This window comes from Helicobacter sp. MIT 03-1616 (genome assembly GCF_000765685.2).
GTDB lineage: Bacteria > Campylobacterota > Campylobacteria > Campylobacterales > Helicobacteraceae > Helicobacter_C > Helicobacter_C typhlonius.
Window position 1 is genome coordinate 256018 of sequence record NZ_JROY02000001.1, and the last position, 7232, is coordinate 263249.

Below are 7232 nucleotides of genomic sequence, written 5' to 3' on the forward strand. Positions count from 1 at the left end.
AAAGGCAAGGTAGAATGAAAACAAAACAGCGCAAAGTCGCATTATTTGAGTTTGTAGAAGCAGCTGATACAAAAGAGTGTATTGACTTTATTACAAAATACTTACCATTGCTTAGGCATCATATGCTTGGCTTTGGGTGGCAAATTGATAAGGAATTGCAAGAATTTTTAGAATCTAACAATCTCTCTTTTGCGATTTTGAGTGGAGAAATACCCACGCGCGATAACGCCTCATATGTTGCGCTTGGAACAATAAATGCTAATTCTACACAAGAACGCGCACAGGATTCAATAAATGGCGTGGCAAACACGAACAATATGATGAGCGCGGATAATGTAGATTCTATCAAATCAGAATCTATCCCTGCTACATTTTCAGGCGCGTTCTCTCGCACATTATGGATTAGTCGTATCGTGCGGAGCGGAGAGGAGATATATCATAATGGCGATATTGTTATAGAATCCCACATTAACAGCGGTGCGCGTGTGGTGGCAGAGGGAAATTTATTTCTCTTTGGCGAGTGCAGGGGGAGCATAGAGGCGCATGGAGATTTTATCATTTGCTCTAAGATTCTAAATCCTGCCGTTTTGTTTCAGGATACGATTGTTAGCCAAGAAATTTTACACACGATTAACCAAAGCAACGCATTATTCAAAATGATTTTTAAAAAGGGCGATAATATATTGGTAAAGGAGATGATATGAGACAAAAAACGATTAAAAATAAAGTTGAAATTGTAGGTATTGGGCTTCATAAGGGCGTGCCTGTGAGAATGGAGCTTGAGCCTCTGGGCGTGGATAGTGGCATTGTGTTTTATCGTAGCGATTTGGGTGTGAGTATCCCACTCAAGCCACAAAGTGTAATTGATACGACTATGGCAACCGTGATTGCCAATGGTGATGCACGTGTTTCGACAATTGAGCATTTGCTCTCTGCCATTCACGCGTATGGTATTGATAATATTAGAATCTCGCTTGATAATGAGGAAGTACCTATTATGGACGGCAGTTCAATAGGCTATTGTATGTTGCTTGAAGAGGCGGGAGTTTGCTCACAAAACGCGCATAAAAAGGCGATTGCGATTAAAAAGCCTATTGAAATTGTGGAGGATAAAAAATTTGTGCGCGTAGAGCCGAGTGAAAAGACGATTTTTGACTTTAGTATTGATTTTGCTCACCCAGCGATTCGCAACCAACAATATAAATTTATTTTTTCTACCAAAGCATATAAAGAGGAAATTGCTCGAGCGAGGACATTTGGCTTTTTGCACGAAGTGAATTATTTGCGCTCTAAGGGTTTGGCAAAGGGCGGGGACTTGAGTAATTGTATTGTGCTTGATGAAAGCGGAATTCTCAATAAAGAGGGGTTGCGCTACAAAGAAGAATTTGTGCGACATAAAATTTTAGATGCTATTGGTGATATGGCGTTGCTTGGTATGGCGTTGCTTGGCACTTATGTATCTTTCGCTGGAAGCCACAAGCTCAATCACCTTCTTACTAAACAGCTCTTAAGCGATGAAAAAGCCTATGAGATAGTAAGTCTTGAGGACAAAGTAGAGGAAGAAGCTTTAGAATACGCATATGAGACACATTGATATTGTTCTTTTTAGCGCAAGCTCTCCGCTGCTTTGCGGGGTGTATGAGAATAATACGCTCATAGAGCAAGTTCAAAGCAACGAGTTACTCTTGGTGGCATTACCTCGCGTTTTTGAATCTTTGCTCCCTACCCCAAAGCAAAACCCAGCTTATGCAGATTCTAAAATCAATGCTATTTATTATGCAAATGGTCCCGGGAGCTTTAGCGCACTTAAACTCACACATATTTTTTTGCATACACTAAGCAATCTATATGATATAAGGCTTTTTGCTACTTCAAGCTTTTACTTCACGCAAAGCGCATATATTAGAGCCTTTGGTACGAGTTGCTTTTATCGTAACGAGAATGGCGAGATAAGCCTTGTGCAAAATGTGAATCAAGATGTATCAAATCAAAATGCGATAAATCAAAACACCACAGATAGCGGAGTGATGAAAAATAATGCCTCATTCTTCTTGCCACAAAGACTTGATAAGAGTGCGTTTAACTTGCCCACCGAGCCACTCTATATTTTGCCTCCGCTTTGAGGGTTTAAAATTTTAGAATCTAGTCTCTATGCTTTATTCTTAAGAAGCGTAAGTAATTCTTTGAGCAATGTTAGGTAGTTCTTGTATTGCCCCTCATACGCGCTGATATTCGCGTTTTGCTCATCACAGAGTGCTTTCATTTCGCGTTCAAAATGCCAAATGCTTTTTTTGTGTAGCGGCTGGGTTAAAAGATTTTCTTGCAAAAAGCTAAAGCAAAAACCTAGATTAAGCTCATCGCGGATATTTTCTAGGCTAGGATTAAAAAGCGGCAAAGTGTCAGGATTCTTGCTGTGTTTATCAAGAGCTTCTTGAATTTTCAAATCAATGCTATTGAGGCACAAATGCACGGATATTTGGTAATTGAGTGTGAGAATCTTCGCAAAAAGCATTAGTTGCGCCTTGAGACTTTGGCTGTGTATATGCGTGAGGTGCTGATGAGCATTTAGCATTTCATCGAGGCTTTTTTGCAAAAGCGGACTTTGCAGGGTTGGTAGAAAGGATTCATACCATTGTGTGATAATCCCCCTCAAATGCGCCATATGCTCATTTAAAAGTGTATCAAAACTCTCGCCCATTGCGCTTATATCAAAACCAAGTTTGATAAAATCTCGCTCAAATTGTGAATCTCCTCCGCACAGACTTAGTCCCAAACGCTCTCGAGGCAAAGTCGTAATCTCCTTTGTTTGTATCTTTTGTGTGGTAATACCGAGTTTTTTCTCCAATCGCACAAAGTCCCTAGAAGTGCGTGTCAAGGAGCTATAAATATGCTGTGTGAGTTCATCAAGCTTAGATTCTAAATCATAAAAAAGTGAAGGGAAAGATTTGTAAAATGCACTCTGTGGATAGCTATCTGTAAAATGCACTCCCGCACTCACAAGAGCAGATTTTAGCTTTTTGAAGTGTAAATGCGCGTGTAGGCAAAGTCTCGCGTAATTGAGCGTGAGTGTGCGTAAATGTTTGTGAATGCTGTGAGATTTTGCCTCCTCTGCCTGTGGTGCAATAGTATTTTGCAAAAAGGCAAGGATAGATTCTATATTAGAATCTGCCCTAAGATTTTCCGCCTCCTCCCCCTTTGCGTTATGAGACAAAAGTGCATTTCTAGCCGATATAGCGATAATATCCTCAAAAAATCCATCGAATGCCTTTTTAGCATAATTGAGGCTTACATCAATTTCATCTTGATTTTTCAACCTATCTTTTTGATTTAACACACAGAGGCTTTTGCTTGCATAGTGTCTAATATGTGTGTTGATGATGTCTTTCTCACTCTGCTTACCAACATTGTCGATGAGTGTGAGCCAAATAATACCATCGACATTTTCAAGCACTTCGTTTGTCGTGTCTGTATCGCTTTGATTGATTGAATTGAATCCGGGCGTATCGAGGAAATTAATACTTTTAAGCAGATTGAGCGGTGCATAGAGTTTGTAAAAGGCAATTTTTGTATTCTCTGCCTCGCTCACTTCGCTTAGGTAGCTAAGGGGTTTATTTGTGATATTGCCATTTTTATAGACAATTTCAAGCGTATAGTCGCTTCCATAGGCAATATGACAGACTTTGGAGGTAATTGGCGTAACACCACTAGGGAGAATGCTCTGCCCCAAAAGCGCGTTTAAGAATGTGGATTTACCGCTACTAAATTGCCCAATAATCGCCACTTTCATTGGCTCTTGTATGCTAAGGCTTAGCGCGTTGAGGCTATGGAGCGTTTTAGAATCTAATGGCGCGACTTGACTTAGGCTATATTTGACTTTGTCGATGAGTGCGTAGAGGGGATTGCTGTTTTGCAGGATTTGCTCTTTTGCGGCTGCAAATTCCTTTATAAATGTTTCGAGTAGATTCTCTTGTGAATCTTTTGAATCTGCCAAATCCTGCGCCATTTGTGAATCCTGCAAGGTCTGCGAATCTTGTGTATTACTCATATTTGCTCCTATTGTAAATGCTGTAACTGGGATTGCAAGGCATTTGTAATGTCCTTAATTACTCTAAATTGCGCTTCTAGCTCGTCTTTTCTTGTATTGTGGCTACTATCGTCCCGCTGTTTAAGAGCATTTTGTAGGCTTTGTTCTTTTTGTGCGATTTTAGATTCTATATGGGATTTGTGCGTTTGGCTTATCTCATCAAAATGTGTAAGGAAGAGGGCGCTAATCTCTTTGTTTTTGGATTCTATGAGTGTTGCAAAGGCATTAAAGAGTGTTGCAAAGGCATTTTCAAGTGCGATTTTGAGGCTGTTTTTTCTATTCGCACTTTTAATAAGATGTGGGAGTTCATCAAGCAGGGAGCGCATAATAGGCGCAATATCCGCAGTTTTGAGTTGAAAATGGATAGGCGGGAGCTTCATCTCCTCGGTATCGGCTATCACGCTTTTAAGCTGTGCGATTTTTCTGCTAAGTCTGTAACGATATTCGCGCCCGATGTCCGCAAAGCAGTCTTTGAGGCTAAGTTCTATCATTGTTTGTATGTTTGTAGATTCTATTTTTGTCCCGTGCTCATAGTCATACACAATGTCATTAAACACCTTGTCTTTTACGAGTGTGGCGGATTTTGAGAGAGTATTTGTGCTAAAGGATTGGAGCATGTGGAGAAAGTCTTTTAGCTCGTTGTGGAGCGAAGCAAGGGTAGATTCTAAACTCTTTAGTTCTTGCAAAAGCGCGTCATTATGCGCCCTCTCTTGGGCGATAATCATTTCTAGTTCGTCTTTACTCGCGTGGAGTAGGCTCGTTTGTAAGGACAAAATCTCTTCATATTCTTGTGCGATTTTGTGAGTGGCTTTATAGGCGAGATAGAGCATATCTTGCGCTTTGAGACTTTCATTACCTAAAAGCATTTTTTGTAGATAAGATTCTATTTGCATAATCCCGCTTTGCTCCAAAGAAATGCTAACCTTGCTCGTATCACCATTAGTGCGATGAAGCAGGGCGGCATATCCGGCGAGTGGGAAAAAATCAATACGCGATAAAAGAGCGGCTGTATTGCCCTTGTAGTTGGCATTTTTAAGCTGTGTGGCGAGGCTTTTTTTCGTGTATTCGAGCGAAGCATTGAGATCCTCTTTGCTTAACAAATCAATGCGTGTAAGCACGACAAGCAGACGCGATATATTTTGTTCGAGTAGAGATTCCAAAATAAAGTCAATATCTTTTTGTGTGAGCGCACAACTCGCATTCATCACGTGGATAAGCATATCACAATGTGCTAAAAAATCGCGTGTAATGTCCTCTCGTTTTGTAACCGGGTCATCAAGCCCGGGCGTATCGACAATTTCGACATTATTTTGCAAAAATGCAAGAGGCGTGAAAAGCTCGACTTTTTGAATAAGATTACACATTTTGCTTGAATGATTTGCCGAAGTATAGGCACTAAGCTCATCAGTGCGTATATCTCTCGTGCTGTGTGGCGTAGTGATATATGAATCTAGCTCCGCGCCAAAATGTGTTTTGCATTCTGTTACAAATGTCCTTAATTGCTCGTCATATGTGCTTGAAGATTCTAAATCTGCCCACTGCTCCTTGCTCCAAAAATGCACCCTCGCACTCACTTCTTTGCCATAGCGCAAAATGGTGAGATTTGCTGTCTCTGGCACATTTGAGCTACCTAAAAGCTCTTGGGATAAAAGTGCGTTTAAAAAAGTAGATTTTCCGGCATTAAGCACACCGGTAATGGCGATACACAGGCTTTCATTTTCTAGTTTGTGTGTGATTTGGGAGAGGGCAAGTTGCGTATTTTTATCAAGCATAGGAGCTAAGAGGCTATGAATCTTATACAGCTCCTCACGCGCAGTTTGTAGGTTAGTGTTTTGTATCTTAGTCTCACTTTGTGCGCTCGATGTGACATAGGACTTAAGTGAGGCAAGGGAGGAAAACTCGTTATCATCAATTACAGAGGCGAGATTGAGTCTCGCAAAATAGGGCATAAGCTCATCAAAAATATATGGATTCTCACTCACAATGTGTGCTTGCATATCAAGGACAGAATCAAGTAGCTGGGAGGGTGTAAGCACAAGGTAAGATTCTGGTAAAGCACTCATAAAGCTCGGGCAGTGTGAGAAAATATGCAGGTTGCGCTCATTGGCACAGAGGATAATGCTAAGAGATTGCGGACTTTGGTTTATGGGAGGGGTGCTACTGCGAGTGTTTGGCGGGGGGAGCTGATGAAAATTGCGAAAATATTGCTGTAAAATTGACATATCTTTCTCCATTGCTTTGCTGCTGCTTTGCACTAGGCTTGCTCTATTGTGTGCAGATACAAAAACATATTTTCGCATAAAAACATAAAAAGTAAAATAAATAATAACTTGTGTTTTGAAAGTGTATTAAATAAGGCACAAATAACATTAAGATTTGGACTTAGTCGTTTTGTGCAGTAAGGCTAAGCCACACGAGCGAAAAAGTAGATTCTATACTTTTGAAAAATGTATAGAATCTTATAAAATCTTTCCTACAATGCTTTGTAGCTCTTGCCCCACAATTCTAGGCTTTGGAGCACAGAATCTAAACTTTGCCCAAGCGGAGTGAGGCTGTATTCCACGCGTGGAGGCACTTCTGCATAGACTTTTCTTTTAATCAACTTTGCTTCCTCTAATTCGCGCAAATTTTGGGTTAAAACCTTTTGAGAAATGCTCTGATTTTTTGTCGCGCCCACAGACTTTTTGAGCTAAAAAGAATCCAAAATGCTTATATTTCTTATAAACTTATAGAGCAATGTTGTGTAGAGGATTATTTGAGCGTTGAGGGCGGCAAACACCCTGATTGGAATGTGCAAGAACAAGGAATGGATTGGCCACTTGACATAAAGAACGAACACGCAGAGGTTCTAAAAAATAGCTCCATAAGAGCAAAAGTTGTTAAGAGAAGAGAAGTGAAAAGGTAAGCTTTACTTCAATAATCTCATAAAAACGACAAAGAACTTTTGATAAGCAATTTTAACTCATCAAACACAATCTATTGCATAGTGCGTAAAGAGAAATTTATAGCTTGAAAGAGATGTTCTTGTTTGATATATTTATTCCTCTAAACCCCTTGACAAATACTTAGTATCAGGCTTTATAATTACACAATCTATTTTACAAACAAGGAGGATTCTATGAAATCGTATAATGACAAATCGTAGGGA

At 40.1% G+C, this 7232-nt stretch carries 5 protein-coding genes and 1 pseudogene; 3 read left to right on the forward strand and 3 right to left on the reverse strand.

Features of this window, described 5'->3' with window-relative positions:
- The first annotated feature begins 14 nt into the window (after positions 1-14).
- Genes LS67_RS01265 through LS67_RS01275 form a run of 3 tightly spaced genes read left to right on the forward strand, consistent with a single transcriptional unit; the run spans position 15 to position 2123 of the window.
- A complete protein-coding gene (locus tag LS67_RS01265; RefSeq protein ID WP_034326383.1) occupies positions 15-704 on the forward strand; it encodes a septum site-determining protein MinC in 690 nt (229 codons plus the stop codon).
- Positions 701-1594: a UDP-3-O-acyl-N-acetylglucosamine deacetylase gene (gene lpxC, locus LS67_RS01270; RefSeq protein WP_034326385.1), complete on the forward strand. Its 894-nt coding sequence runs from the start codon at positions 701-703 to the stop codon at positions 1592-1594. Before LS67_RS01265 ends, lpxC begins: the two co-directional genes overlap by 4 nt.
- On the forward strand, positions 1581-2123 hold the full coding sequence (locus LS67_RS01275; RefSeq protein WP_034326387.1) for a hypothetical protein: 543 nt from the start codon (positions 1581-1583) through the stop codon (positions 2121-2123). The genes lpxC and LS67_RS01275 overlap by 14 nt, the downstream gene beginning before the upstream one ends.
- A gap of 26 nt (positions 2124-2149) precedes the next feature.
- Here the strand turns inward: LS67_RS01275 and LS67_RS01280 are convergent, their stop codons facing one another.
- From LS67_RS01280 to LS67_RS01290, 3 genes and pseudogenes are all read right to left on the reverse strand, one after another.
- The gene (locus LS67_RS01280; protein WP_231944793.1) at positions 2150-4045 is read right to left on the reverse strand and encodes a dynamin family protein; all 1896 of its coding nucleotides are present in this window, start codon (positions 4043-4045) and stop codon (positions 2150-2152) included.
- Between the two features lie 8 nt (positions 4046-4053).
- The gene (locus tag LS67_RS01285; RefSeq protein ID WP_052099838.1) at positions 4054-6306 is read right to left on the reverse strand and encodes a dynamin family protein; all 2253 of its coding nucleotides are present in this window, start codon (positions 6304-6306) and stop codon (positions 4054-4056) included.
- 251 nt (positions 6307-6557) lie between these two features.
- Positions 6558-6773: pseudogene (locus tag LS67_RS01290) on the reverse strand (winged helix-turn-helix transcriptional regulator); the annotation flags it as partial.
- Between the last annotated feature and the right edge of the window lie 459 nt (positions 6774-7232).